Annotated in this window: 18 protein-coding genes; 11 read left to right on the top strand and 7 right to left on the bottom strand. The window is 72.9% G+C overall.

The features are described 5' to 3' along the window. Positions 1 to 122 precede the first annotated feature (122 nt). Together DEJ30_RS10565 and DEJ30_RS10560 are read left to right on the top strand one after the other, a co-directional pair. Positions 123 to 2,960, top strand: coding sequence for a glycosyltransferase family 2 protein (locus DEJ30_RS10565; RefSeq protein ID WP_146238560.1), 2,838 nt, complete (start codon positions 123 to 125; stop codon positions 2,958 to 2,960). Then, positions 2,957 to 4,360 (top strand): DUF5719 family protein, encoded by a 1,404-nt coding sequence (locus DEJ30_RS10560; protein ID WP_110861190.1) that lies wholly within the window; start codon positions 2,957 to 2,959, stop codon positions 4,358 to 4,360. Before DEJ30_RS10565 ends, DEJ30_RS10560 begins: the two co-directional genes overlap by 4 nt. A gap of 48 nt (positions 4,361 to 4,408) precedes the next feature. Here the strand turns inward: DEJ30_RS10560 and DEJ30_RS10555 are convergent, their stop codons facing one another. Continuing rightward, the gene (locus DEJ30_RS10555; RefSeq protein ID WP_110861188.1) at positions 4,409 to 4,849 is read right to left on the bottom strand and encodes a metallopeptidase family protein; all 441 of its coding nucleotides are present in this window, start codon (positions 4,847 to 4,849) and stop codon (positions 4,409 to 4,411) included. A gap of 59 nt (positions 4,850 to 4,908) precedes the next feature. On the opposite strand from DEJ30_RS10555, the gene DEJ30_RS10550 reads away from it, so the two are divergent. Both DEJ30_RS10550 and ahcY read left to right on the top strand, forming a co-directional pair. Beyond that, positions 4,909 to 5,124: a DUF3499 family protein gene (locus tag DEJ30_RS10550; RefSeq protein ID WP_110861186.1), complete on the top strand. Its 216-nt coding sequence runs from the start codon at positions 4,909 to 4,911 to the stop codon at positions 5,122 to 5,124. A 104-nt stretch (positions 5,125 to 5,228) separates the two neighbouring features. Then, positions 5,229 to 6,707 (top strand): adenosylhomocysteinase, encoded by a 1,479-nt coding sequence (gene ahcY / locus DEJ30_RS10545; RefSeq protein ID WP_110861384.1) that lies wholly within the window; start codon positions 5,229 to 5,231, stop codon positions 6,705 to 6,707. A 142-nt stretch (positions 6,708 to 6,849) separates the two neighbouring features. Here ahcY and DEJ30_RS10540 read toward each other — a convergent pair whose 3' ends face one another. Continuing rightward, positions 6,850 to 7,719, bottom strand: coding sequence for an RDD family protein (locus DEJ30_RS10540; RefSeq protein ID WP_110861184.1), 870 nt, complete (start codon positions 7,717 to 7,719; stop codon positions 6,850 to 6,852). A gap of 42 nt (positions 7,720 to 7,761) precedes the next feature. Between DEJ30_RS10540 and DEJ30_RS10535 the strand changes: the two genes are divergently transcribed. After that, positions 7,762 to 8,760, top strand: a complete 999-nt coding sequence (locus DEJ30_RS10535) for a stage II sporulation protein M (RefSeq protein WP_110861182.1) — start codon at positions 7,762 to 7,764, stop codon at positions 8,758 to 8,760. Between the two features lie 13 nt (positions 8,761 to 8,773). On the opposite strand, the gene DEJ30_RS10530 is transcribed toward DEJ30_RS10535, so the two are convergent. Genes DEJ30_RS10530 through DEJ30_RS10510 form a run of 5 tightly spaced genes read right to left on the bottom strand, consistent with a single transcriptional unit; the run spans position 8,774 to position 14,376 of the window. Continuing rightward, the gene (locus DEJ30_RS10530; protein WP_110861180.1) at positions 8,774 to 10,126 is read right to left on the bottom strand and encodes a DUF58 domain-containing protein; all 1,353 of its coding nucleotides are present in this window, start codon (positions 10,124 to 10,126) and stop codon (positions 8,774 to 8,776) included. After that, positions 10,126 to 11,133, bottom strand: a complete 1,008-nt coding sequence (locus DEJ30_RS10525) for an AAA family ATPase (RefSeq protein WP_375231878.1) — start codon at positions 11,131 to 11,133, stop codon at positions 10,126 to 10,128. Before DEJ30_RS10525 ends, DEJ30_RS10530 begins: the two co-directional genes overlap by 1 nt. Positions 11,134 to 11,138: 5 nt before the next feature. Continuing rightward, positions 11,139 to 12,377, bottom strand: coding sequence for a DUF4350 domain-containing protein (locus tag DEJ30_RS10520; protein WP_110861178.1), 1,239 nt, complete (start codon positions 12,375 to 12,377; stop codon positions 11,139 to 11,141). Next, positions 12,374 to 13,057 (bottom strand): DUF4129 domain-containing protein, encoded by a 684-nt coding sequence (locus tag DEJ30_RS10515; protein WP_146238559.1) that lies wholly within the window; start codon positions 13,055 to 13,057, stop codon positions 12,374 to 12,376. The genes DEJ30_RS10520 and DEJ30_RS10515 overlap by 4 nt, the downstream gene beginning before the upstream one ends. Further along, positions 13,012 to 14,376 carry a glycerophosphoryl diester phosphodiesterase membrane domain-containing protein gene (locus DEJ30_RS10510; RefSeq protein ID WP_146238558.1) on the bottom strand — a complete coding sequence of 455 codons (1,365 nt, stop codon included), beginning with the start codon at positions 14,374 to 14,376 and terminating at the stop codon, positions 13,012 to 13,014. Before DEJ30_RS10510 ends, DEJ30_RS10515 begins: the two co-directional genes overlap by 46 nt. A 151-nt stretch (positions 14,377 to 14,527) precedes the next feature. On the opposite strand from DEJ30_RS10510, the gene mtrA reads away from it, so the two are divergent. The 6 genes from mtrA to secA all read left to right on the top strand — a co-directional run bounded on the left by mtrA (position 14,528) and on the right by secA (position 23,279). Beyond that, on the top strand, positions 14,528 to 15,202 hold the full coding sequence (gene mtrA, locus DEJ30_RS10505; RefSeq protein ID WP_017888813.1) for an MtrAB system response regulator MtrA: 675 nt from the start codon (positions 14,528 to 14,530) through the stop codon (positions 15,200 to 15,202). 5 nt (positions 15,203 to 15,207) lie between these two features. After that, positions 15,208 to 16,968, top strand: a complete 1,761-nt coding sequence (gene mtrB, locus DEJ30_RS10500) for an MtrAB system histidine kinase MtrB (RefSeq protein ID WP_258369897.1) — start codon at positions 15,208 to 15,210, stop codon at positions 16,966 to 16,968. Continuing rightward, positions 16,968 to 18,650 carry a GerMN domain-containing protein gene (locus DEJ30_RS10495; protein WP_110861172.1) on the top strand — a complete coding sequence of 561 codons (1,683 nt, stop codon included), beginning with the start codon at positions 16,968 to 16,970 and terminating at the stop codon, positions 18,648 to 18,650. The genes mtrB and DEJ30_RS10495 overlap by 1 nt, the downstream gene beginning before the upstream one ends. 140 nt (positions 18,651 to 18,790) lie before the next feature. Then, positions 18,791 to 19,453: a ComF family protein gene (locus DEJ30_RS18185; RefSeq protein WP_181420095.1), complete on the top strand. Its 663-nt coding sequence runs from the start codon at positions 18,791 to 18,793 to the stop codon at positions 19,451 to 19,453. Positions 19,454 to 19,611: 158 nt separating this feature from the next. Next, the gene (hpf, locus tag DEJ30_RS10485; protein ID WP_110861168.1) at positions 19,612 to 20,328 is read left to right on the top strand and encodes a ribosome hibernation-promoting factor, HPF/YfiA family; all 717 of its coding nucleotides are present in this window, start codon (positions 19,612 to 19,614) and stop codon (positions 20,326 to 20,328) included. Between the two features lie 170 nt (positions 20,329 to 20,498). Beyond that, positions 20,499 to 23,279, top strand: a complete 2,781-nt coding sequence (secA, locus tag DEJ30_RS10480) for a preprotein translocase subunit SecA (RefSeq protein WP_110861166.1) — start codon at positions 20,499 to 20,501, stop codon at positions 23,277 to 23,279. The last annotated feature ends 8 nt before the right edge of the window (positions 23,280 to 23,287 follow it).

The following is a 23,287-nucleotide window of genomic DNA, read 5'->3' as shown; positions in this document are numbered from 1 at the left end:
ACCAGCCGTTTTCCGCCAGTCCCGCACCGTCCCGCACCGTGCGGTGAGCGCGCCCACAGGTTCACGGCGCGCCGCCGTCCGCAGCCGACACCGCGCCTCCAGACCGTAGAGTGACGCCCGTCATGCAGCCCAGAGTCACCGCGATCCTCGTCGCCGCCAACGGGGCGGCCCACCTCGACCGGACCCTGGACGCGCTCGCCGCCCAGACCCGCCACCCCGAGAACCTGGTGGTCGTCGACGTCGGCACGACCGACGGATCGACTGCCGAACTGTCGTTCGGTGGGTCCGCGCAGCTCGTCCGGCTCCCCGCGGGCAGGGCGTTCGGCGACGCCGTCCGACAGGGCGAGCGCAGCGCGCCGCCCGCAGCGACCGACGAGCCGGTCGACGAGTGGCTGTGGATCCTCGGCCACGACAACGCGCCGGCACCGACCGCGCTCGCCGACCTGCTGTCCGCCGTCGAGATCGCGCCGTCGGTCGTCGTCGCCGGTCCGAAGCTCGTCGCCGACGACGACCCCTCGCTCATCGGTGCCTTCGGCGAGAGCATGACCCGCTTCGGCCGGTCGATCGTGCTGGTGCAGGACGAGCTCGACCAGGGCCAGCACGACCGCAACACCGACGTGCTCGCCGTCGCCGCCGGCGGCATGCTGGTGCGCCGCTCGGTCTGGAACGAACTCGGCGGCTTCGACCCGGCGCTGCCGGACGTCGACGCGGCCCTCGACTTCTCGGTGCGGGTCCGTCTCGCCGGACACCGCGTCGCCCTCGTGCCGGAGGCCAAGGTCACCAGCGCCGGGCCGATCGAGGAGTTCGGACGCAAGCGCGTGTCCGAGGGGCGGCGCGTCCGGATGCACCGGCAGGCGCAGCTGCACCGCAGGATGACCTACGCGCCGGCCGCGCTGGTCTGGCTGCACTGGCTCACGCTCGTGCCGTTCGCGATCGGCCGCGCGCTCGGACACCTCGTCGCGAAGCACCCCGCCGCCGTGGTCCCCGAGCTCTCCGCCGCGTTCGCCGTCGCGTTCGGCGGTGGCACGGGGCGCGCGCGCAAGAACCTGGCCCGCACGAAGAAGCTCGGCTGGGCGGCCGTCGAACCGCTCCGCGTGAGCTGGCGGCGGGTGCACGAACACCGCACCACCTCGCGCGACGTCGAACTCGCACGGGTCGAGGACGCCCCGATCGCACGGGCGTCGTTCCTGAGCGACGGCGGCATCTGGGTGGTCCTGGCCGCAGCGGTGCTCAGCGTCGTGACGCTCTACCCGCTGCTCGGGTCGCCGGCCCTGACCGGCGGGGGACTCCTGCCGCTCTCCGCGACCCCGGGGCAGCTCTGGCAGAACGTCGGCTACGGCTTCCACTCGCTCGGCACGGGCTTCACCGGCCCGTCCGACCCCTTCGCCGCCGTGCTCGCCGTGCTCGGGTCGATCGTGTTCTGGTCGCCGTCCACCGCGGTCGTGCTCGTCATGCTCGTCGCGTTCCCGCTGTCCGCCCTGGGTGCCTGGTTCGCGGTCCGCAAGGTCACGACCCGCACGTGGGTGCCGGTCATCGGTGCGTCGCTCTACGCGATCGCCCCGTCGCTCGTCGGCGCGGTGACCACCGGGCACCTCGGCGCCGTGATCGCGCACCTGGTCCTGCCGTGGCTGTTCGTCGCCGTGCTCGAGGCACACCGCTCGTGGGCGTGGGCCTCCGGCGCCTCGCTCCTGTTCGCCGTCGTCGCCGCCTCGGCGCCGTCGCTGCTGCCGGTCCTGCTGGTCGGCTGGCTCGTGGCGCTCCTGGTCGGCTGGCGCCGGGCACACCGTCGGGTGTTCATCCCGGTGCCGACCGCGGTGCTGTTCCTGCCGCTGATCCTGGCGCAGGCGGCACGTGGCAACCTGCTCGCCGTGTTCGCCGACCCCGGTGTGCCGTCCGCGACCCGGGCACCGTCCGCGCTCCAGCTGGCCATCGGGCAGCCCCTGCCGGACTGGAGCGGCTGGCTCCCGGCCACCTCCGGGCTCGGACTGGTCGCCGCTGCCCTGCCGATCGTGATGGCCGTCCTCGCGCTCCCCGTGGCCGTCTCCGCGATCGGGGCGATGCTCGGACACCGCTGGGCGGTCGCTGGCTCGGCGCTCGTCGTCGCACTCCTCGGCTTCGCGACGGCCTTCGCCGCCACCCACGTCACCGTCACCGGTGTCGGCTCGACCACCACCATCGTCTGGCCCGGCAGCGGTCTGTCCGTGTACTGGCTCGCCCTCGTGGTCGCGGCCTGCATCGGCATCGACGTGCTGCCGAAGGCCGCCCCGGTCACCGGGCTCGTCGCGACCGTGCTCGCCGGGGTCGCCGTGGCGCCGGCCTTCGCGGCGTTCTACCTCGGCGCGGCCACGATCGAGCCGACCACCGGCAGGGTGCTCAGTGCCTACGTGAACGCCGAGGCCCAGGCGAACCCCGACGTCGGCACGCTCGTGGTCGTCCCGCAGGACGACGGTTCGCTCGCCGTCACGCTGGAGCGCGGGCAGGGTTCCACCCTCGACGACCAGTCGACCCTCGACGCCACCGCACTCCGGCTGAGCGAGTCCGGCGCACGGCTGACCACGCTCGCCGGCAACCTGGCGAGCCGCAGCGGGTACGACCCGCGGCCGGCGCTCCGCGAGCTCGGCGTGAGCTTCGTGCTCATCGACGACGCCGGCGACGACCCCGAGGCGCAGACGGTGCACGACCGGGCCGCCGGCGCCATCGGGCAGAACGCGCTCTTCACGAGCATCGGCGAGACCACCAACGGGCAGCTGTTCCACTACGAGGGCGAGGTCGACCGCACCCGCTCCGGCTCCGCCGCGACCCAGGCCACCCACGTGCTGTACCTCGTCGTGCTCGGCGTGGTCTTCGGCGCCGCAGCCCTGCTCGCGGTCCCGACGGCACCGCGCCGCCGCCGCGCCACCTCGAACGTCATCGAGGCCGAGGAACCCGCCACCACCTTCGACGAGGAGCGAGACGAATGAGCCGCACCCCCGCCTCCGTCCGCCGGTGGGTCGTCCGCGGCACCGCCACGGCGGTCGCCGTCGTCGTCGCCGCCGGCGCCGTCACCGCGGCGCACGCCTACGGCACCGACTCCGAGCCGGGTCGCCCGGCCGGGCGCACGGTCACACCGGTCCCCGCCGCCGCCGAGCGCGTGTGCGCCGGCAGCGCCCTGCGCCTGTCCGACGACGCCGGCAACGACGCGACCCAGGCGAGCACGGTCGGCACCGCGACCGTCGCCACCGCGACCACGGGCTCGACGGTCGAACGGTCCGAGCTCGATGCCTCGACCACCGGCGGCAGCGACCCCCGGCTGCTGACGGCCCCGGCGGGGGAGACCACGCCGCAGGTCGCGGGCAGCAGCTTCCAGAGCGTCTCGAACGGTGACCTCGTCGGCGCCGGTGCCGCCTCGTGCGACGACCCGAGCCAGTCCACCTGGCTCGTCGGCGGTTCGACGGAGACCGGGCGCACCAGCCTCGTCACGCTGTCGAACCCGACCGACGTGAACGCCACCGTCGACCTGGCGATCTTCGACAGCAACGGCACCGTCAGCGCGCCGGGCACCACCGGGATCGTGGTGGCGCCGAACACGCAGAAGGTCGTCCCGCTCTCGGGCTTCGTCTCCGACGCGGCCTCGACCGTCGTGCACGTCACATCATCCGGCGGCCAGATCGTGGCACACATGCAGGAGACCGTCGTCCGGACGCTCACGCCGGGCGGCTACGACATCGTCTCCGGCGGTGCCGCGCCCACGCGCTCGCAGGTGATCCCCGCGGTCGCCCTCGCGAACGCCAAGGCGGCCCAGCGCGGCAGCGACACCGCCGACGCCGCGCCGATCGTCCGGCTGTTCGTCCCCGGCGAGCGGTCCGCACGCGTCACCCTGGGCATCACGACGGCGGACGGTGGCGGCACGACCGTCAACGCCACCGCCGAACCGGGCGTCGTCACCGACGTCCCGCTCGACGACTTCCCGGACGGCCGGTACTCGTTCACCATCACCTCGACCCTCCCGATCGTCGCCGGGGCCCGCACGACGACCCCGACGGACGGCGACGGCACCGACCTCGGCTGGTTCGCGTCGGCGGAGCCGCTCGGCGACCGGGCGATCACCTCGATCGCCCCGGGGGACGGCGCACGGCTGAACCTCGTCAACCCGACCCGGTCGGACCGCACCGTGACGATCCGCTCGGGCGACGAGCAGCGTCGGGTCGAGGTGCCGTCGGGAGCGACCGAGACCCTGTCGGTGCAGACCGCGAAGCAGCTCACGATCACCGGTGCCGACGGCGTCGTCGCCGGCGTCAGCTACCTCGGGGACGACGGGATCGCCGGGTTCCCGGTCCGGCCGGCCACCGCGGTGTCGACCCCGGTCCGCGTCTACCCCTGACGCCCGGCGGACGCGCGGCGACGGACGTCGTCGGCGACCCGCCGTGGCTCACCAGTGCCGGTAGCGGTCCGGTGCCAGGTCCCAGGGGTCCTTGCCGATCAGTTCGCCGACCGCGCGGAACACCGCGGTCTCGATGATGATGCGGCGGTCCGAGTCGTCCTTCTCGGGGCTCCGGTTCACCCGTTCGACGGGGATCCGGAAGACGGTCACGCGGCGGGTGTCGCGGTCGATGCGCCAGCGCGGCATCTCGTCCGGCAGGGTCGTGTCGCTCGGCATGTCCGCCACCTGGAACACCACGCCGGCCAGTTCGTCGGGCCACAGACCGAGCAGGTAGTGCGCGCTGTCACCGACGATCCGGTCGAACGCCTCGGCGCGGGTGATGATCGGGGCGAGCTCCGGCCCGGTGACGCTCGAACGGCCGCCACGGCCGTGCCGGGAGCGCCCCCGACCGCGGTCGACCGGGGTGACGAGGCGAGGCTTCCGACGCATCCCCACATCGTACGCGGGGACCGGTGCGCGCCGGACGCTCCGCTAGGCTCCCTGACGAGATGGACGTGCGGATCTGCAGCAAGGTGGCGTGTGCCAACAGCGCTTCGTCGACCCTGACGTACGACTACGGCGACTCCATGGTGGTCGTCGGTCCGCTGTCGACCCGGGTCGAACCGCACGGCTACGACCTCTGCGCCCGCCACGCGGCCGCCCTGCGCGTCCCGCGCGGCTGGCAGGTGGTGCGGCGCGAGCCGCTCCCGCGCGACACCGACTGACGGCTCGCGTCCGCGACGTGCCGCGGTGGTCGGACCGGAGGCCCGTGGGACGTGACCGGGATCGGCTGGTGATCGGCGCCTCCCGGCATGGAAGACTGGTGGGCATGCCCACCGAAACCCGCACCGCTGCTGCGTTCCGCGTCGCCGACCTGTCCCTCGCCGAGGCGGGCCGGCACCAGATCCGCCTCGCCGAGAACGAGATGCCGGGCCTGATGTCCCTGCGTGACGAGTTCGCGGCGTCGCAGCCGCTCGCCGGCGCGCGCATCGCCGGGTCCCTGCACATGACGGTGCAGACCGCGGTGCTCATCGAGACGCTCGTCGCGCTCGGCGCGCAGGTGCGGTGGGCCAGCTGCAACATCTTCTCCACCCAGGACGAGGCCGCGGCCGCCGTCGCCGTCGGACCCACCGGCACCCCGGACGCCCCCGACGGTGTCCCGGTCTTCGCGTGGAAGGGCGAGACGCTCGAGGAGTACTGGTGGTGCACCAGCCGCATCTTCGACTGGAGCGACGAGGCCACCGCGGCCGGTGCCGACTGGACCGGGCCGAACCTGATCCTGGACGACGGCGGCGACGCCACGATGCTCGTGCACACCGGCGCTGACGCCGAGGCGGCCGGTGCCGCTCCGGTCGCCGAGCCGGACGCGAGCACCGAGTGGAAGATCGTGCTCGACACCGTCGCGCGGTCGCTCGAGACGTCGTCGGACCGCTGGACCCGCATCGCCGCCGACATCCAGGGCGTCACCGAGGAGACCACCACGGGCGTGCACCGCCTGTACGAGCTGTTCCGGAACGGCGAGCTGAAGTTCCCGGCGATCAACGTCAACGACTCCGTGACGAAGTCGAAGTTCGACAACAAGTACGGCATCCGGCACTCGCTGCCCGACGGCCTGAACCGTGCCACCGACGTGCTCATCGGCGGCAAGGTCGCCTTCGTCGTCGGCTACGGCGACGTCGGCAAGGGTGCGGCCGAGGCGCTCCGCGGGCAGGGCGCCCGTGTCATCGTCAGCGAGGTCGACCCGATCTGCGCGCTGCAGGCGGCGATGGACGGTTACCAGGTCGCGCGCCTGGCGGACGTCGTCGACACCGTCGACATGGTCATCACGTGCACCGGCAACCTGGGCGTGGTCGGGGTCGACGAGATGCTCGGGCTGAAGCACCTGGCGATCGTGGCGAACGTGGGGCACTTCGACAACGAGATCGACATGGCCGGGCTCGAGGCGCTGCCCGGCGTCTCGAAGGTCGAGATCAAGCCGCAGGTGCACGAGTGGCGGCTGCCGACCGGGCGGTCGATCCTGGTGCTGTCCGAGGGGCGGCTCATGAACCTCGGCAACGCGACCGGGCACCCGTCGTTCGTGATGAGCAACTCGTTCACGAACCAGGTGCTCGCGCAGATCGAGCTGCACACCCGGCGCGAGGACTACCCGACGGGCGTGTACGTGCTGCCGAAGCACCTGGACGAGAAGGTCGCGCGCCTGCACCTCGACGCCCTCGGGGTGCAGCTGACGTCGCTGCGTCCGGAGCAGGCGGCGTACATCGGTGTCCCTGTCGAGGGTCCCTTCAAGCCGGACCACTACCGCTACTGAGCGCTGGTTCTTGCGCTCCCGCAAGACACCGGTGTTCGCACGTTGAACCCCTGCACGCGGGTGTTCGGCGCGCGAACACCGGTGTCTTGCGGGCAGCCCGGCGCCGCGGGCAGCCCGGCGCCGCGGGCAGCCCGGCGCCGCGTCAGCGCGGGAAGCCCGGCGGGGGTGCCGCCGCCGTCGCCCCCGCGGCGGTGAGCAGTTCGGCGCGGGCACCCAGCGCCCGGACGTCCCGTCGACGCCGCAGCACGACGACCCCGGCCAGGAAGACCTCGGGCGGCACGGGCGGCACGGGGTGCGCGAACGCGGACACCTCGGCCGCCAGGGCCTGCGCCGCCGTCTCGCGCAGTTCGGGGCGCATCAGTGCAGCCCCGCGGAAGAACGCACCCAGTCGGTTCTCCAACCGCTGCGGCAGCGCCGAGACGTCCGCGACGCCTGCCCACGCCGTCAGCTCCGGAGGCAGCAGCACCTCGGGTTCCCGCTGCTTCGGCAGCCGCTCGTGCTGCACGATCGTGCCCGCGAGCAGGTCCCCGAGTCGTCGCGGCCGACTGCCGAACAGCGCGACGAGCAGGGCGACCGAGCCGAACGTCATCCAGAGCTCGAACAGGCCGACGAGCGCCCGGGTGAAGGCGTGCCGGAACCCGATCGCGCCGCCGTCGAGCCGGACGACCCGGGTGCCGGTGGCGAACCGTCCGACGCTCCGCCCCTTCGTCACGGTCTCGACCGCGGCGGGGACCAGCACGAGCACGACGACGAGCAGCACGATGCCGAGCGCTGCGCCCCAGGCTGGTTCGAGTCCCCTCGGCCAGAGCCGCGAGACGCCGAACAGCGCGAGGACGAACAGGACGAGGACGCACAGGCCGTCCAGCAGCGCGGCCGCGAGCCGCAGCACGAGTCCGGCCGGCTGGACGTCGAGCGCGACGCCCTCGCCCACCACCAGCTCGTCGGCGGTCTCGTCGAGGTCGCGCGAGAACCGGGCGTCGGCGAGGTCACGCGGCGTGCGGGGCTTCGGCATGGGATCATTCTGTCGGAGATCGCGCGACCTGAGGGGGAACACGTGGACCTGGATGCCTACACCGAGGTGCACCGTGACCGGTGGCAGGAGCTCGACCGTCTGGCGCGTGCCCGGCACCGGTCCGGAGCGGACGTCGACCGGCTCGTCGCCGGCTACCAAGAGGCGGCGACCGACCTCGCCCGCATCCGGGGCGCCGCACCGCGCACCGTGACCGGCGACCGGCTCTCGCTGACGCTGTTCCGCGCCCGCCTGCGGTTCACGGGCACCCCCGTCGACCCGCTGACCGCGGTCACCCTGTTCTTCACGCGGCAGCTGCCCGCGGCGCTCTACCGGATCCGCTGGGTGAGCATCTGGGTCGCGCTCGCGACGGTGGCGATCGCGGCGATCGTCGCCGTCTGGATCACCACCACCCCCGGTGCGACGGCGACGTTCGGCAGCGACGAGGCCCTGCGCCGGTACGCCACGCAGGACTTCGTCGACTACTACTCCGACCGTGGCCTCGGGGCCTTCACCGCGCAGGTCTGGACGAACAACGCCTACATCGCCGCGACGATGGTGGCGTTCGGCATCACCGGCGTCTTCGTGCCGTTCTCGATCATGCAGAACGCCGTCAGCCTCGGGGTCTCCGCCGCGATCATGCACTCCCAGGGACGCCTGGCCGACTTCTTCCTCTACATCTCCCCGCACGGGCAGCTCGAGCTCTACTCGGTGTTCCTCGCGGGCGGTGCGGGGCTGATGATCTTCTGGTCGTGGGTGGCACCGGGGCCCGGACGCACGCGCGCCCAGGCCCTCGCCGAGGACGGCCGCGCACTCATCACCATCGCGATCGGCCTGACCCTGACCCTGCTGCTGTCCGGCATCGTCGAGGGCGTGGTGACGCGGCAGGACTGGCCGTGGCCGATCAAGATCGGCATCGGCACCCTCGCCCTGGTCGCGGTGCTCGCCTACCAGTGGGTGCTCGGCGGCCGCGCGTACCGAGCGGGGGAGCGCGGCGACCTCGAGGAGTTCGAGCGTGGCTCCACCGCCCTGGTGGCCGGCTAGCGTCCGTCCCGGTTCAGAGCCGGCCGCTGGCCTTCGCCCGGATGTAGGCGTCCGCGACGAGCGGCGGGACGTCCGCCGGTGCGCCGCGCACGACCTCGGCACCGGAACGCCGTGCGACGTCGGCCGCACCGTCCGCGTCGAGCAGGGTGCGTTCGGCGGCGGCGCGTCGGTAGACGTCGCGCTCCGCGCCGGTCGGGAGGCCAGGCACCCGTCCACCCCGCGCGGTTCGGATCGCCGTGGCCGGGTCCACCCCGCCGCGCGCCATCCGCTGGACGGCCGGGTCCTCGATGCTCGTCACGACGACGGCGTGCCGTCGGGACAGCCGCGGGAGCACGGCGAGCAGGTCGCCCGAGGCGCCGACGGAGTCGAGGCTCGAGGCGAGCACGACCATGGCGCGCGAGGTCGTGATCGAGTCGACGAGCGCGGGGACGGATGCCCAGTCGGTCGCGGCGAGCCCCGGTTCGGCCATCGCGAGTGCCTCGCCGAAGCGCTGCACGACGTCGGTGCGGGTGGCGCCGTGCACACGGTCGTGCGCCGTGTCGTCGAGGACCACCAGGTCGACGCGGTCACCGGCGGCTGCCGCGAGGGCACCGAGGAGCAACGCCGACTCGATGAACGTGTCGAGTCGGGGTTCGTCGGCGACACGGCCGGCACCCGCCCGGCCCGCGTCGACCACGACGACGACGCGCCGGTCGCGTTCCGGGCGCCAGGTCCGGACGACGAGGTCCTGCCGCCGCGCGGTCGCGCGCCAGTCGATGGACCGCACGTCGTCGCCGCGCACGTAGTCGCGCAGCGAGTCGAACTCGGTGCCGTGCCCGCGGAGCTGCAGCGTGGTCTCGCCGTCGAGCTCGCGGAGCCGTGCCAACCGTGACGGCAGGTGCCGCCGGGAGCGGAACGGCGGCGTCACGACGAGTTCGCCCGGTGCCGCGACGACCCGCTGCCGTGCGGCGAGGCCCAGGGGACCGAAGGACCGCAGGGCGACCCCGGTGGTGCGGCGTCGACCACGACGGAACGGTGTGAAGCGCATCCGGGCCGTCCGCCGCTCCCCGGCGGGGACCGCCATCCGGATCCGACGGGGACGGTGGCCGGCCGACGGCTCCCACATGTCGCGGACCACACCGCGGACCGTGCGGGAGCCGTCGTTGGCGAGCACGAGGGTGCCGTCCGCGGTGCTGTCGCGTCGAGCGAGCCGGGGCATCCGCCGCTCCACGCGGACCCGTCGCAGGTCGGCGGCGAGCACGACGTCGAGCGCCGCGGCGAGCAGCACCACCCCGACCCACGCCAGACCGGCCCACCCGCTGCCGAGCAGCACGGTGGGCACGAGGGCGACGGCGAGGAGCGCGACGAACCGGCCGGAGACCGCCACTAGATCGGCACCCGCACCTGCTCGAGCACCTGCTGGAGCACGCCGTCGGCGCCGACGCCCTCGAGCTCGGCGTCGGCGGCGACCCGCAGGCGGTGCCGCCAGACCGGCAGGGCCATGGCCTGCACGTGGTCCGGGGTGATCGCGTCGTAGCCGGTGAGCCAGGCCCAGGCCTTGGCGGCGGCGAGCAGTGCCGTCGCACCGCGGGGGCTGACACCGACGCGGACGGACGGTGCCTGCCGGGTGGCCCGGGCGAGGTCGACGATGTACGCGAGCACGTCGTCGCGGGCGCCGACGGCGCGGACGGCACGCTGCGCACGGACCACCTCGTCGACGCCGACCACCGGGGTGATGCCGGCCGACCGGACGTCACGCGGCACGAACCCGTCGGCGTGGCGCCGGAGCACCTGCCACTCGACGTCGCGCGGCGGGATGTCGAGGGTCAGCTTCATCAGGAACCGGTCGAGCTGCGCCTCGGGCAGCGTGTACGTGCCCTCGAACTCGATGGGGTTCATCGTCGCGGCGACGAAGAAGGGGTCGGGCAGCGCCCGGGCGTCGCCGTCGACGCTCACCTGGCGTTCCTCCATCGCCTCGAGCAGGGCCGACTGGGTCTTCGGCGGCGTGCGGTTGACCTCGTCGGCGAGCAGGACGTTCGTGAAGACGGGGCCCTCGCGGAACGGGAACGTGCCGGTCGAGGCGTCGTAGACGAGCGACCCGGTGACGTCGCCGGGCATCAGGTCCGGTGTGAACTGGATGCGCTTCGTGTCGAGCGTCATCGCGGCGGCGAGGCTGCGGACGAGCAGGGTCTTCGCGACACCGGGGACGCCCTCGAGCAGCACGTGCCCCTGCGCGAGGAGTCCGACGATCATTCCGGACACCGCACCCTCCTGGCCGACGACGGCCTTCGCGACCTCGGCGCGGACCCGGCCGAACGCGTCGCGCAGGTCGGAGCCGGCCGCGGTCGTGGGGTCGTGCTCCGGCGCGGTGTGCTCGGTGGTGGCAGGGGGCAGGTCGGTCACGGTCGTGCTCCTGGTCGGTCGGGGTCAGAGGTCGGTCGGTCGCCGGAGGTCGCCCGGCGCACGGCGCGTTCGAGGTCGTCGAGCGCCGCGGTGCCGTCGACGAGCGCACGGTCGTCGTCGGTGGTCCCGCCGACGAGCACGGCACCGACACGGGTGTGCGGAATGCCGGTGGCCTGGGCCGCGGCCCGGACGACCTCGTCGACGTGGGCCGATCGGGGCAGTCCGAGCATCCGGCCGATGCGGCGGACGGCGGCGACGCGCAGGGTGTCGAGGGCGTGGGTGCGGTCACGGGTGCGGGCGTACATCCGGGCGCGCCCCTCGGTGGTCTCGGCAGCACGGACGACGACGGGCAACCGCTCGACGACGAGCGGGCCGAGCCGTCGGCCCCGCCAGACGCCGGCCGCGACGGCGACGAGGGTGAGCAGTGCGAGGGCGCTCGGGACCCACGGCGGGGCGAGCTCTCCGAGGGTAGGAGCGGCGTCGGGGGTGCCGACGGCCGGGGTGTACCAGACGAGTCGCTCGTCGGCGCCGAGCAGCCCGAGGGCGAGCGCGGCGTTCCCGGCGGTGGTGATCGTGTCGTTCCGGAACGCCGAGGTCGTGCCGAGCAGGGTGACGTCGCCGCCCGGCGTCGCGGTGCGCACGAGACCCCAGACGCGCGAGCCGCGGTCGCCCGTCGGCGCGCACCGCGCGGCGGCCTCGTCGTGCACGGTGTACCCGGAGCCGGCGGTGGTGACCCGGGCAGCCGAGGCCGCCGCCGGGATCCCGCACGAGGCCGTCGAGACGGTGGCGTCGCCGTCGACCTGGACGGCCGGGTCGACCCGGAGTCCGAGCGCCTCGAGTCCGGCGCCGCTCGTGCCGACGACCACGACGTGCCGCGCCGTGCGGGCGATGCGTTCCGCGACGGCGGGGTCGAGCGCCCCGTCGGCGTCGTCGATGAACACCGTGCCGCCGTCGATCCCGCCGACGCCGTCGACCGTGTCGGTGACGGAGACCGCGGTGCCCCGCTGCTCGAGCACCCGGACCAGGGCGGCCGAACCACTGGCCGTCGTCGAGGTCGGGTCGAGTGCGCGCGGTGCGTCCGGGTCGGTGCCCTGCACGAGGGCGGTCAGGGCGGCGAGCAGGACGCCGACCAGGACGATGGCGACCCAGAACCCGACGCGGAACCGGCGTCCCTCGGCCGGAGCCGGAGCAGGAGTCGCTTCGGCGCTCGTCCGCGTGGCGGTGTCGGTCGTCATGCCGGCACCACCGGTCCCTCGGCCCGGGCGGGGCGGGCCCGCCGGACGGAGCGCTCGGTGTCGAGCACGCGGAGGGCCGCGGCCTCGTCGGCCTCGCCACCGAGGTACCGGACCGCGTCGAAGGCGGTCGCTGCCGCGTCGAGTGCACCGGCCGACGCGGGGAACGGCACGGCACCCCGCGCGGCGATCGTCCGCGCGGTGGCTCCGGGCACGTCGGGCACCAGGTCGCGCTCGCCGAGGCCCCTGGCGATCGCGCGGAACCCGTCGAGCACCGCTGCCGACCAGTCGGCGCGACGGACGGCGGCCTGGGCCGCTTCGAGGAGTTCCCGGGCGGAGCGCAGGTCGTCCGCGTCGAACACCCCGCCGGTGTCACCGTCTCCGGCCCGTGCGCGCCGGCGGGGGAGCCCGCGGGCGACGACGACGAGCACGACGACCGCGACGAGGACCACGATCGCGATCACCAGTGCGGTGCGGGCCGCAGCGGGGGAGTCGATGCCGTCGGCGCGGAGCGACCCGAGCCAGTCGAGGAAGGAGCGCGAGGCACGGTCCCACCACGTCGCCTGGGCGCCGTCGTAGGCGGACCGGTCGAGTTCGCGCTCGAGCAGGCGACGCGCCTCGTCCGGGTCGACCGCCGTCACGCGCTGCCGTTCGGCGGTGCCTGGCCCGGACCCTGCTGCCACGGCGGCTGCTGTTGCTGGTGACCGGGCTGCCACGGCTGCTGCTGCGCGGGCTGCCAGGGCTGCTGCTGCGCCTGCCATTGCTGCGCCTGCCACTGCTGGCCAGCCCACTGCTGCTGCGGCGGCCACGGCGGGCGTGCGACGGGCTCGGACGGCGCGAACGGGTCGGTCGGCTGCCCCGAGTCGAGGTGCGACGCGATCCGCTGGTCGAGGGCCTCGGTGCGGATCCGCCGGTCGATGGCGAGGAACGTGGTGATCGACGCGCTCAGCACGTCGGTGATGCACTGCACCGCGATCGCGAGCAGGCTCCCGACGACGATGGCGATGACCGCACCGGTACCGGCACCCGACGTGCCGCCCGTCTGCCCGAGGGGGTCGAAGGTGCCTGCGATGAGCACGGCGCCGATGGTGAGCGGGATCGACGCGATGGACGCGGCGAACCCGAACACGAGCTGCACGAGCAGCAGGATGCCGAAGGTCCGCCAGAAGGCCCCGCGGGTCAGGCGCCACGACTGGGCGGCAGCGGCGAAGACCGGCCGGCCCTCGAGCGCGATGGTCGGGACGGTGAGCACGAAGCGCGTGGCGAGCCACACGACGACGACACCGATCCCGAGCACGAACAGCACGAGCGCCAGCACGAACCACCCGGTGCCGGAGTCCGCGGCCCCCATGGCCGCGAACACCCCGAAGAACACGAGCCCGGCCAGGATCGCGAGGACCACGCCGGCCCCGATCTGCACGAGCATCCAGGCGACGACGGACCACCGACGACCGGCGAGCAGCGCCCACAGCCCCCGGAACGTGGCTCGACGGCCGAGCACCCGCTGCCCGGTGTCCGCGGCGACCGGCGCCACCAGGAACCCGCGGCCGAGGTAGGCGAGGAACGGCAGCACGACCGAGAGCAGTGCCGTGAGCGTCAGCGTGCCCGCGACCACCGAGTCGGCACCGCTGCCGCCGTCGAGGGCCGAGAACATCCGCGACTGCAGCGCCTGCTGCCCGAAGGTGCTGGCCAGCGTCGAGAGCAGGCCGAGCACGCCGCTCAGCAGCACGCTCCAGAGGAGCAGCACGCGGGCGTTCCGGCGGAACACCGTGAACGCGCCGGCCAGGACGTCACCGAGGCCGAGCGGGCGCAGCGGGATCACCGGACGCGAGCCGCCGGACGGTCCGCCCGGTCGCCCCGGACCCGGCCCCGGGGCGGGCTGCGGCGGCACGGAGAAGCGGGGCGGGCCTCCAGGCCGGGGTCCTGGTCCCTGCGCCGGTCCGGACGACGGCGGCGTCGGCGCACCCTGCTGCCCACCGCCCGGTGTGTGCCAATCGGACATGACTCCAGCCCCCTCGTCGTGTCGGACCGAGCCAGCGATGCGCGGTCCACCCCCATCCTGGCGGAAAACCCCGCGTGGCGGGGCCTCGGCTATCGTGTGGGGACACGTGCCGACCACGGCACTCCCGCACGCCACCCGGAGTCCAGATCACATGACACCGCGCATCCTCGTCGTCGACGACGACCAGGCCCTCTCCGAGATGATCGGCATCGTGCTCCGCTCCGAGGGGTACGAACCCGAGTTCAGCGCCGACGGCAACGACGCCGTCGACGCGTTCCACGCCACCAAGCCGGACCTCGTCCTGCTCGACGTCATGCTGCCCGGCATCGACGGCATCGAGGTGTGCAAGCGCATCCGTGCCGAGAGCGGCACGCCGATCATCATGCTCACGGCGAAGAGCGACACCGCCGACGTCGTCCTCGGGCTCGAGAACGGCGCCGACGACTACGTCGTGAAGCCCTTCAACCCGAAGGAACTCGTCGCCCGCATCCGGACCCGCCTGCGGCCGAGCGCGTCCGACGCCACCGTGCTGCACGTCGGCGACGTCACGGTCGACGTCGCCGGACACGAGGTACGCCGCGGGGACACCGTGATCGCGCTCACGCCGCTCGAGTTCGACCTGCTCCGGGCGCTCGCCGAGAAGCCGAACCAGGTGTTCACCCGCGAGATGCTGCTCGAGCAGGTCTGGGGCTACCACTACAAGGCGGACACCCGCCTGGTGAACGTCCACGTGCAGCGGCTCCGCGCGAAGATCGAGCACGACCCGGACAACCCGAAGACCGTCACCACGGTCCGCGGCGTCGGGTACCGCGCCGGAGGAGCCTGAGCACCGTGCCGCCCTCGACGCGCCCGTCGGGCTCGACGCGCCCGTCGGGCTCGGCACGCGGCTCGGGCCGCGCCGGCGGGGCCGGCAGCGCCGGTGGGGCCGGCGGCGCCACCGTCTCGATCGGCGTCGTCGACCGCAGCCGTCGCCGGATGCGGCGCTGGCTCCGACGCGCCTGGCGCCCGATCGCGTACCTGTGGCGGCGGTCGCTCATGTTCCGCTCGGTCGCCATCACCGTGATGACGACGGGGCTCGCGGTGGCGATCATCGGCACCGCGGTCATGGTGAGCATCTCGACGAACGTCTACTCGCAGCGCCGCGACCAGATCGAGTCCGAGTCGGCCCGGGCCACCATCGTCGCCCAGGGGATCTTCGACGCGGCGACGGCGGCCGAGGACAACAACCAGTCCGAGCTGGAGACCCTGCAGAACGAGGCGCAGCAGGCGATCCTGTCGAACACGACGAGTCCGGGCGGTACGAGCATCGCCATCGAGCGGAGCCCGGGCCAGTCCACCCCGCAGACGCTGCAGACCATCGCCAGCCAGGACTTCCCGGACGCGGTGATCACCGATGCCCTGCGCAAGGAGGTCGGGCAGAACACCGGTCGCCTCAGCCTGCAGCCCGTCGAACTCGACGACGACGGGCGCCGGGTGCCGGGGCTCGCCGTCGGGTCCACGCTGCAGATCCCGAGCGCCGGCCAGTACGAGCTCTACCTGGTCTACGACCTCTCCGATGCGCAGCAGACCCTGGACTTCGTCTCCCAGACGCTCTCGATCGGCGGTGTGGCGCTCATGGTGCTCATCGCCCTGGTCACGTCGCTCGTCGTCCGGCTCGTCGTGGTGCCGATCCGCGGTGCCGCCGAGACGAGCCGGAAGATCGCCGCGGGGCGCCTCGACGAACGCATCCCGGTGCGCGGGCAGGACGACCTGGCGACCCTGGCGCGGAGCTTCAACGGGATGGCCGAGGCGGTCAGCCGCCAGATCACCCAGCTCGCCGAGCTCTCCCGCGTGCAGCAGCGGTTCGTGTCCGACGTGTCGCACGAGCTCCGCACCCCGCTCACCACGATCCGGCTCGCCGGCGACATGCTCTACGACTCCCGGCACGCGTTCGAACCATCGGTCGGCCGGTCCGCCGAGCTCCTGCACGCGCAGGTAGAACGCTTCGAGATGCTCCTCGCCGACCTGCTCGAGATCTCGCGGTACGACGCCCAGGCGGTGCAGCTCGACACCGCGCCCGTGGTGCCGGCGTCCCTCGCCGCGGACATCGTGGACGAATTCCGTCCCCTCGCCGAACGCGCCGGCGTCGAGCTGCAGCTCGCGACCCCCGGCGGCCACACCACGATGCGCCTCGACGCCAAGCGCGTCCGCCGCATCCTCCGCAACCTCGTCGGCAACGCCGTCGAGCACGGTGACGCGAAACCCGTGCAGGTCGTCGTCGACAGCGACGCGCGCACCGTCGCCATCGCCGTCCGCGACCAGGGCGTCGGCATGCCGCCCGAGGACACCGCCCGCGTCTTCGACCGCTTCTGGCGTGCCGACCCGAGCCGCAAGCGCACCATCGGGGGCACCGGCCTCGGACTGGCGATCAGCCTCGGCGACGCGAAGCTCCACGGCGGTCGCATCGACGTGTGGTCCCGACCGGGCGAGGGCTCGACGTTCGTGCTCACCCTGCCCCGCAACGAGCAGGGCACGACCGCCACCTCGGCCATCCCGCTGCCCGAGCTCGACGAGTCGTACGACGGCCCCCGAGCCGTGCGAGAGGAGTCCTGATGCGCCACCCGATCCGCCACGTCCTCGCCGTCGCGCTCGCCGCGGTCAGCCTGCTCGCGGTCACCGCCTGCGCCGCCATCCCGACCGACGGGGCCGTGCGTACCGGGCAGACGATCAAGGACGAGTCGCTCTCGGGCGTCGACTTCCGGCCGGACAAGCCGATCACCGGGTCCGACCAGACGGCGATCCTCCGCGGGTTCATCGCCGCCGCCACCGGAGCCCAGGACAACTACGCGATCGCCCGGCAGTTCCTGGCCGCCGACTTCGCCCAGCAGTGGAACCCGCGGCAGGGCGTCACGATCCGGGACGGCAGCGGCACCGTCGAGCGCGCTGACGACCGCGAGCTCACCTACACGATGACGGCCAGCGCCACGGTCGACGCCGAGGGGGAGTACACCCAGGCCGTCCGCCCGACCTCGTCGACGCTGACGTTCCAGTTCGTCCGCGAGGACGGCGAGTGGCGCATCGCCTACGCCCCGGACGGCATCATCCTGTCGCCGGTCAGCTTCGAGTCGGTGTTCCAGCCGCACGCGCTGTACTTCTACGACCCGACCTACCGCTTCCTCGTGCCCGACCAGCGCTGGTTCCTCGCCCGGTCCTCCACGAGCACCCGCATCGCCAGCGCCCTGCTCGCCGGTCCCGCCGACTGGCTGAAGGGCGCCGTCGTCTCGTCGTTCCCCGAGGGCACGCAGCTGTCCCTCAACGCGGTGACGATCGACAGCGGCACCGCCCTCGTCGACCTGTCGAGCGACGCCCTGCGCGCGAGCACCGTCGACAAGGTCCGGATGCGCGAACAGCTCAGCAAGTCCCTCGCCTCGGTCGCCACCATCTCGTCGGTGTCGATGACCATCGAGGGCGCCACGCTGTCGGTGCCGGACTCCGGGGGAGCGGACGCCCAGCAGAACCCCGACGTCGACCCCCGACCCCTGGTCGACGAGGACGGCGTCGTCGGCTACGCCGCCTCGGGCACCGGCAAGGTCGCCGAACTCGGTAGCGGCGTCGGGGCCGCGATCGCCGGCCTCGACCCGACCTCGATCGCCCTGTCGGCGTCCGGCACCACCGCCGCCGTCGGCAACCGGGACGGCGTCGTCGTCGTGCGTGGCAAGGACCGCCTGCGCGTCGATGCCCGCGACGACCTCGTCGCCCCCGCCGTCGACGACCTCGGCTTCGTCTGGGCGGGGCAGCACTCCGACACCCGTCACATCACCGCGTACGGCCTCGGCGGCGACCCCCACCAGGTGCGCACCACCCTGCCGCGCGGCGACCTCGTGTCGTTCCAGGTGTCCCGCGACTCGACCAGGGCGCTCGCGCTCATCGAGACCTCGGACGGCCCCGGCCTGTACGTGATGGCGATCATCCGCGGTCCCGACCGGTCACCGACCTCGTTCGGCGCCCCCGTCCGGGTGCAGGCCGCCAGCGGCACCGCGGTAGACGCCGCGTGGGTGAACGACACCGACGTCGCCTCGGTCGGGCAGACGCCCACCGGTCCGAACATCGTCCGAACCACCATCGGCGGCAAGTCGAGCACCCTGCCGAAGCCCGATGGGCGCGCCACCGCGATCAGCGGGGGCAGCGGCGGCGCGCTGCTGCTCCGGATGTCGAACGGCGACGTCCTGCAGTCCACCGGGGGCGGCTGGGACACGACGGGCGTCACCGCCGACGTGCTCGGCGTCCAGCGCTGACACGACGGGCGTCACCGCCGACGTGCTGGGCGTCCAGCGCTGACACGACGGTCCTCCACACCCCACCCGGCCCGGAGGCCCGTCCACCGTCCGGCGCACCGGTCCACCGCCGTCGTCCGGTCACCACCACAGTCGTGGGCGTGCCCACTGATGATGCCTCCAGCCCGTGGCGCGACGCCCTGCTCGCCGTGCTCGGGCTCTTCCTGCCCGTCACCTGCCTGGGGTGTGGCCGCCCGGACCGCGCGCTCTGCCCACCGTGCCGCGCGGCGCTCGCCGCACGGCCCCGGCGGGTCCGGCTGGTCGCCGGCGTCCGGCTCGACGCGGCCTTCGAGTACGAGGGGCTGGTCCGCACCCTGGTACTCGAACTCAAGCTCCGGGGCCGGGTCGACGTCGCCCGTCCGCTCGGCGTCCGCTTCGGTGCACTCGTCCGCGCGGCGCTCGCCGCGGCACCGGACGGCACCGTGGTGCTCCGGGTGCCGCCGTCCCGGGCGGGTGCCCGACGGCGTGGGTTCGACCCGGTGGTGCTGTTGCTCGCCCGTGGTGGTGTCCGGCACACGGGTCGGCTCGTCCGCGTGCCGACCGGACGCCGGCGATCCGGACCGGGGCAGAAGGAGCGGTCGGCGGTGGAACGCGTCGCGGCGACCGTCGGGACCCTGCGTGCGACCGGCGTCGACGGCCGCGACGTCGTGCTCGTCGACGACGTCGTCACGACGGGCGTGACGATGGCGGAGGGCGTCCGTGCGGTGCGGGCTGCGGGCGGGCGGGTGGTGCGCTGCGTCGCGGTGGCGAGCGTCGACGACTGATGCTCGGTGAACACCCGGTGTCCTCTGTGTGTCCGGTGAGTGTGCGGCGGACTCGCCGTCTCCCCGTGACGCCGACAGTGCACCGGGTCTAGCCTCGCGGCAAGGCGTTCGGGTCGCCGGACGGAGGCGACGCGCCGACACTGGATGGGAGCCGCCACATGGACGTGACGATCACGGGCCGGAACGTCGGGGTCACCGACCGTTTCCGCACCTACGTCGAACAGAAGTCCGAGAAGATCGACGTGCTCGCCGACCGCGCCCTCGCGTTCGAGGTGCGCATCAGCCGCCACCACGAGAAGTCGAGCGGCAGCCAGGGCGAGGACCGCGTGGAGCTCACGCTGATCGGACCGGGGCCGCTCGTGCGGGCCGAGTCCGCGGCGTCGGACAAGTACGCCGCCTTCGACCTCGCCTTCGCGCGGATCATGGAACGCCTCCGTCGGGCGCGTGACCGCCGCAAGGTGCACCACGGCCGGCACCGCCCCACCTCGGTCGCCGAGGCCTCCGGCAGCGGCTTCGACGGCATGGGTGTCGTCCCGGCCGACGGCAAGCTCATCGAGGACGTCGCGACCGGTGCCGTCCCGGTCGTCGACCAGGAGACCGCCGAGGACGAGAACGAGGTCTACAGCCCGGTCGTCATCCGGCACAAGGTCTTCGAGGCCGCCCCGATGACGGTCGACGACGCCCTGTACTACATGGAGCTCGTCGGGCACGACTTCTACCTGTTCCTCGACGCCGAGACCCGCCGTCCGAGTGTCGTGTACCGACGCAAGGGCTGGGACTACGGCGTGATCGGCATCGACGAGGTGCCCGCCGGCCAGGCGCCGGCCTCGGTCGACGCGGACACCGACGCGGAGCGCGCAGCCGCGATCGCCTGATCCGACGCGGGACCTCCGGTCCCGCACCGTGTGCGCGGTCCGTTCGCGGGCCGCGCACACCCGTGTCCGCGAGAGCCGCGCCGCTCACAGCGCCGTGCGTTCGCAGGTTGCTAGCATGACTGGTCGATCGGGCGCGCAGGTCGCGCGCGACGACCTCGTAAGGAGTTCACGTGGCAAACGTGCTGGAGAAGGTCCTCCGCATCGGCGAAGGACGAACCCTCCGTCGGCTGAAGGCGTACGCCTCGGCCATCAACGACCTCGAGGACGACTTCTCGAGCCTCACCGACGAGGAACTCCACGACGAGACCAAGGAGCTGCGCGAGCGGTACGCCAACGGCGAGACCCTCGACGACCTCCTGCCCGAGGCGTTCGCCGCCGTGCGTGAAGCCGCGAAGCGGACCCTGGGCATGCGGCACTTCGACGTGCAGCTCATGGGTGGCGCCGCGCTGCACCTCGGCAACATCGCCGAGATGAAGACCGGTGAGGGCAAGACCCTCGTCGCGACGACCGCCGCGTACCTCAACGCGATCCCGTCGCGCGGCGTGCACGTCATCACGGTCAACGACTACCTGGCGTCGTACCAGTCCGAGATCATGGGCCGCGTCTTCCGCGCGCTCGGCATGACCACCGGCTGCATCATCGCCAACCAGAGCCCGGCCGAGCGCCGCGAGCAGTACGCCGCCGACATCACGTACGGCACGAACAACGAGTTCGGCTTCGACTACCTGCGCGACAACATGGCGTGGCAGGCCTCGGACATGGTGCAGCGCGGCCACTTCTTCGCCGTCGTGGACGAGGTCGACTCGATCCTCATCGACGAGGCCCGCACGCCGCTCATCATCTCCGGTCCGTCCTCGGGCGAGGCCAACCGCTGGTTCACCGAGTTCGCCTCGATCGCCAAGCGCCTCACCCCGGGCGAGGACTACGAGGTCGACGAGAAGAAGCGAACCGTCGGTGTCCTCGAGCCCGGCATCGAGAAGGTCGAGGACTACCTCGGCATCGAGAACCTGTACGAGTCGGCGAACACCCCGCTCATCTCGTTCCTGAACAACTCGATCAAGGCCGTCGCCCTGTTCAAGAAGGACAAGGACTACGTCGTGATGAACGGCGAGGTGCTCATCGTCGACGAGCACACCGGCCGCATCCTGATGGGCCGCCGCTACAACGAGGGCATCCACCAGGCGATCGAGGCGAAGGAGGGCGTCGAGGTCAAGGCCGAGAACCAGACCCTCGCCACCGTCACGCTGCAGAACTACTTCCGCCTCTACCAGAAGCTCTCCGGGATGACCGGTACCGCCGAGACCGAGGCGGCCGAGTTCATGTCGACCTACAAGCTCGGCGTCGTGCCCATCCCGACGAACAAGCCGATGCAGCGCATCGACCAGACGGACCTCGTCTACAAGAACGAGAAGGCGAAGTTCGAGCAGGTCGCCGAGGACATCGCGGAGCGCCACGAGAAGGGCCAGCCCGTCCTCGTCGGCACCACGAGCGTCGAGAAGTCCGAGTACCTGTCGAAGCTCCTCGCCAAGCAGGGCGTCAAGCACGAGGTCCTCAACGCGAAGAACCACGCCCGTGAAGCCGCGATCGTCGCCCAGGCCGGTCGCTTCGGCGCCGTGACCGTCGCGACGAACATGGCCGGTCGTGGTACCGACATCATGCTCGGCGGCAACGCGGAGTTCCTCGCAGTGCAGGAGATGCACGCCAAGGGCCTGTCACCGACCGAGACCCCCGACGAGTACGAGGCCGCGTGGGACGACGTGTTCGCCCGCGTCAAGGCCGAGGTCGAGGAAGAGGGCGACAAGGTCCGCGCCGTCGGCGGCCTCTACGTGCTCGGCACCGAGCGCCACGAGTCGCGCCGCATCGACAACCAGCTGCGTGGTCGTTCCGGCCGCCAGGGTGACCCGGGCGAGAGCCGCTTCTACCTGTCGCTGACCGACGACCTGATGCGCCTGTTCAACTCCGGTGCCGCCGAGAGCCTGATGGGCCGCTCGAACGTGCCGGACGACCTGGCGATCGAGAACAAGCTCGTCGGCCGTGCGATCCGGTCCGCCCAGGCGCAGGTCGAGGGCCGCAACGCCGAGATCCGCAAGAACGTCCTGAAGTACGACGACGTCCTGAACCGCCAGCGCGAGGCGATCTACAGCGACCGCCGCCACATCCTCGAGGGCGACGACCTGCACGACCGCGCGCAGTCGTTCCTCAAGGCCGTCATCGACGACGTGATCGACAGCCACACCGGCGAAGGCTCCCCGGACGACTGGGACCTCGACGCCATGTGGACCGAGCTCGGCACGCTCTACCCGATCTCGATCTCCATCGACGAGGTCATCACCGAGGCCGGCTCGAAGGGCAAGGCGTCGCGTGACTTCCTGGCCCGCGAGATCCTCTCGGACGCCAAGCTGGCCTACCAGCAGCGTGAGGAGCTCCTCGGCGACGAGGCGATGCGTGAGCTCGAGCGTCGCGTGGTGCTCTCGGTGATCGACCGCCGCTGGCGCGACCACCTGTACGAGATGGACTACCTGAAGGACGGCATCGGCCTCCGCGCCATGGCGCAGCGCGACCCGCTGGTCGAGTACCAGCGCGAGGGCTACGCACTGTTCCAGACGATGATGGGACAGATCCGCGAAGAGTCGGTCGGCTACCTGTTCAACCTCGAGGTCCAGGTGCAGTCCGACGGCGAGAACGCGGTGATCGAGGCCAAGGGTCTCGGCGAGGACGAGGTCTCCGGCCTCGAGTACTCGGCGCCGTCGATCGATGGCGAGGTCGAGGTCCGCGACGAGAAGGGTCGCCTCGAGCAGGCCGCGACCGCTCGTGCGCAGCGCGCCCAGGCCGAGGCCGAAGCGGCCGCCGAGCCGGAGCAGGGCTCCGCGTTCGGCAACGCGGCCACGGCCTCCGGTCAGGCCGCGGCGAGCAACCGCGCCGAGCGTCGCCAGGCCGCCAAGAAGAACTAGCGTCCACA

The organism is Curtobacterium sp. MCPF17_003 (genome assembly GCF_003224385.1).
GTDB lineage: Bacteria > Actinomycetota > Actinomycetes > Actinomycetales > Microbacteriaceae > Curtobacterium > Curtobacterium flaccumfaciens.
The sequence above is the reverse complement of the archived record's forward strand: the minus strand, read 5'-3'. Positions and strand labels throughout refer to the sequence as shown.

Coding starts and splice junctions, on each gene's coding strand:
- DEJ30_RS10565 (WP_146238560.1), top strand. CDS start 123: ATGCAGCCCAGAGTCACCGCGATCCTCGTCGCCGCCAACGGGGCGGCC.
- DEJ30_RS10560 (WP_110861190.1), top strand. CDS start 2,957: ATGAGCCGCACCCCCGCCTCCGTCCGCCGGTGGGTCGTCCGCGGCACC.
- DEJ30_RS10555 (WP_110861188.1), bottom strand. CDS start 4,849: ATGCGTCGGAAGCCTCGCCTCGTCACCCCGGTCGACCGCGGTCGGGGG.
- DEJ30_RS10550 (WP_110861186.1), top strand. CDS start 4,909: ATGGACGTGCGGATCTGCAGCAAGGTGGCGTGTGCCAACAGCGCTTCG.
- ahcY (WP_110861384.1), top strand. CDS start 5,229: ATGCCCACCGAAACCCGCACCGCTGCTGCGTTCCGCGTCGCCGACCTG.
- DEJ30_RS10540 (WP_110861184.1), bottom strand. CDS start 7,719: ATGCCGAAGCCCCGCACGCCGCGTGACCTCGCCGACGCCCGGTTCTCG.
- DEJ30_RS10520 (WP_110861178.1), bottom strand. CDS start 12,377: ATGACGACCGACACCGCCACGCGGACGAGCGCCGAAGCGACTCCTGCT.
- DEJ30_RS10510 (WP_146238558.1), bottom strand. CDS start 14,376: ATGTCCGATTGGCACACACCGGGCGGTGGGCAGCAGGGTGCGCCGACG.
- mtrA (WP_017888813.1), top strand. CDS start 14,528: ATGACACCGCGCATCCTCGTCGTCGACGACGACCAGGCCCTCTCCGAG.
- DEJ30_RS10495 (WP_110861172.1), top strand. CDS start 16,968: ATGCGCCACCCGATCCGCCACGTCCTCGCCGTCGCGCTCGCCGCGGTC.
- hpf (WP_110861168.1), top strand. CDS start 19,612: ATGGACGTGACGATCACGGGCCGGAACGTCGGGGTCACCGACCGTTTC.